The following is a 2,867-nucleotide window of genomic DNA, read 5'->3' as shown; positions in this document are numbered from 1 at the left end:
ATGGGTGAGGGTCTCAGCATGGCAAAGATCGCCGCCCTCGCCAACGAGACGATCGCCTGCGCCAAGGAACATGCCGGCGACGAACTCGTGGACGAGGTCCTCAATTCCGTTCCTGGCCTTCCCCAGTTCGTCTGATCAGCGGCAGCCGGGGGCGCATGACCTTGTGCGCCCGTGCCGGCCCGTCTGCGCAGCAGGCATTCTCCGCCGAGCGCTCCGCACCGATCTCGCCAGACCACCAACCGCCGGCCACGCGAAGCGAGCGTTGGATTAATTCATTCGTCTGTTGCAAAATCAACTTCAGGCGATTCGATGTGTATAATTTCTGGCGGTAAGGGTTTATCCTGAACGCTTTCGATGAAGCCCGCGAGATAAGCAAACGTATTGTATTTCTCGAGGACTAGCCGCTTCGCCTCTCTTATTGCGCCGCGACGTTCCTTCCAGAGGTCTGAGTTGATGATTTCTTGAATTTTTTGGGTTACGTTCTTGTCCTCTGGGTCAATCAGAACCATAGAGTCCGAAGGGAAGAACCTCGTGATTGCTGGGCTGCCGTAATAGATCGGCATTGTTTCAGCAACGAAGCAGTCCATAAGCTTCTCTGTAAAATAGTAGTCAGCACGAGTATTCTCGAACGCTATACTGTAACGGTAAGGTGCGAGTGCGTTCCATTTATCTCCAATCAGCCGAAAACCTCGGCCGAACAGGTCAAAATCGAGCTCCTTTCTCAGCCGTTCAAGAAACGCCAGCCGATATCGATGTCCTTTTAGCAGGGCGATGTTACTGGTAATCCATGAGAGCCGAAGCGGCTTATCCATGACTTCGCTGACCAGAAGTTGGTCATATGTCTTGTTTACAGACCAAGACCGAGTGATAGGTGGAGACAAAACGAATCGGCGCGCTGCATTCTGCCGAGCAGCCAGCTCTTCGTCAGACGTCAGGACGATAGTATTCTTCCCCTGCCCTTCATGAAATGCACGATGAGCTTTCGTCGGCGGTTCGCCGATTGCAAAGATTGTCCTGTTTGGGCTCGCCTCGATATCAACAGGGAGCCCAAAAAGAGAAGCAGAGTTAAAGACAATATGCCAATCGGGCACGAAGGATGTAGTGCGTACAAAAGCGACGTTGTTCCAGATTCCACTGCCCTTTGGAGTGAGATGGTGGATTGCATCATCCAAAACGCCCCAAGAATCTAGACATGTAGCAACAATGGGCGCCGGGCGTTCCGTCAACAATTTGGCCGACAAAGCAGTTCCACTCCCTTCAGTCGTGAAGGTACTCAATCGCCATTCAGGATTGCGGTAACATCGGGCAGCATAAACCTTCCGGGACCTGCTGTCGAGGCAATTGTCGCTTTGCACTTGACCAGGTTCTTCCTCGCTTCGTGTGGTGATCAGGCCGGCTGAGTGGCAGCATGCGTGCCTAAGGAGTTCGCAGCCGGCGCTGGCTAATGGTACGTTTGATCGTCTTCAGGCGGTTGATCAGCCCTTCCGCCTCGGCCGCTCTCCACGGCAGTTCAATGGCATCGCGAACGGAGTCAACGTCACGGCGTAGGACCAGACCGAAACGCGTGTTGGCGATGAGCCGGGTGACGCCAAGTCGATCGAAGTGCCGAGCTTGCCCAACTCACAGGCCCCGCAAAATGCCGCGGAAGGGCATGGCAAGCCTGCGCATAGTGGCAAACTCATGTCATCCCTGCTTCAGGACGTCGACCTTTCTGGCCTGGTTGATCGTCAGCACATCACGAGGCTTCATGCAGAGGGCCTCGGCGACTACCGGCGAGATCACACGGCCGGTCGCGGCATTCCTGTATGAGGACGCGTCGCTGGCTGGTTGATGCATATCATTGATGCAGGCGGCTCACTGTCCTTGCCCGGCCTCTCGGCGCGGCGCCAACTTGCGAGAAGCCGCTCCAGATTCGAGAAGCTGCCGGTCGCCGCGCTGTTTGATATCCTGGAACAGGTGTCATCCGCAGCCATTGCCGCCTCTCCAGGACCGGCTAAGAAACGCCTCGAAATACATTGATGTCCTAGGTTTATCAGCGGCGGTTCCCAGCCCCTTTGCAAGAGCGGCTCACCGGCGATGAACTTACATCACTTTGGCCATTGCCAATGAACGTTTGTTCCATCGTCCCTGACGCCCACCATCAAGCGACCACTATCGCTCGATTCACAGTCCAAAGAAGCAAAGCGAGACAAAAACAGCGCGCTTAGCCTCGAGGCTACTAGCGACTTCGGCGCTAAGTTAGAGCGGCACGCGCCACGCACCTCGGCAGGGTCGCCAACAACGAGTGGCTCAGCGGTCACGCCGCGAAATATGGCGCATCGATGTCGCTTCTGGACGAGCATTGGCAATAACGCAGTCAGAGACATTGTTGCTTTCAGCGGCAACCGGCCCTATGAAGCGACGCTTCGCTGACTATGTTTCACCCCTGGAGAGTTTCATGACAGAAGAAGCCGGAAAAAACGTCGACACCCTCATTGAGCTTGCCGCCGACGTCGTGTCGGCCTACGTGTCCAACAATCCGATCCCGGTGGGGGATCTCCCTGCCCTCATCGGCCAAGTGCATGCGGCTCTGAGAGCGACGGCCGGAGGTATCTATGCACAAGAGCCGGTTGCCCTTACGCCTGCAGTCCCGATCAGGAAGTCGGTGACACCGGACTACATCATCTCCCTTGAAGACGGGAAGAAATTCAAATCTTTAAAGCGCCATCTGTCGACCCACTATGGGCTGACGCCGGGTGAATATCGGGCCAAATGGGGCCTGCCGGTGGATTATCCCATGGTGGCGCCGCACTACGCCGCGAAGCGTTCGTCACTGGCGAAAACGATGGGGCTCGGCCGCAAACCGAAAGCGCCGAAAGAGCCGGAAG

At 56.1% G+C, this 2,867-nt stretch carries 3 protein-coding genes; 2 read left to right on the top strand and 1 reads right to left on the bottom strand.

Translation table 11 applies throughout. From position 1 onward, the window contains the following. Positions 1-272: 272 nt before the first annotated feature. Positions 273-1,277: a glycosyltransferase family 10 domain-containing protein gene (locus NKH35_RS31300; RefSeq protein ID WP_352561458.1), complete on the bottom strand. Its 1,005-nt coding sequence runs from the start codon at positions 1,275-1,277 to the stop codon at positions 273-275. A 553-nt stretch (positions 1,278-1,830) separates the two neighbouring features. On the opposite strand from NKH35_RS31300, the gene NKH35_RS31295 reads away from it, so the two are divergent. Both NKH35_RS31295 and NKH35_RS31290 read left to right on the top strand, forming a co-directional pair. Further along, positions 1,831-2,019, top strand: a complete 189-nt coding sequence (locus tag NKH35_RS31295; protein ID WP_023707827.1) for a hypothetical protein — start codon at positions 1,831-1,833, stop codon at positions 2,017-2,019. 418 nt (positions 2,020-2,437) lie between these two features. After that, a partial coding sequence (locus tag NKH35_RS31290) for a Ros/MucR family transcriptional regulator (protein ID WP_352917527.1) occupies positions 2,438-2,867 on the top strand: 430 nt, incomplete at its 3' end.

Origin of the sequence: Mesorhizobium sp. M1143 (genome assembly GCF_040318435.1) — a bacterium.
Taxonomy (GTDB): Bacteria; Pseudomonadota; Alphaproteobacteria; order Rhizobiales; family Rhizobiaceae; genus Mesorhizobium.
This window is presented reverse-complemented; position numbering and strand designations above follow the sequence as displayed.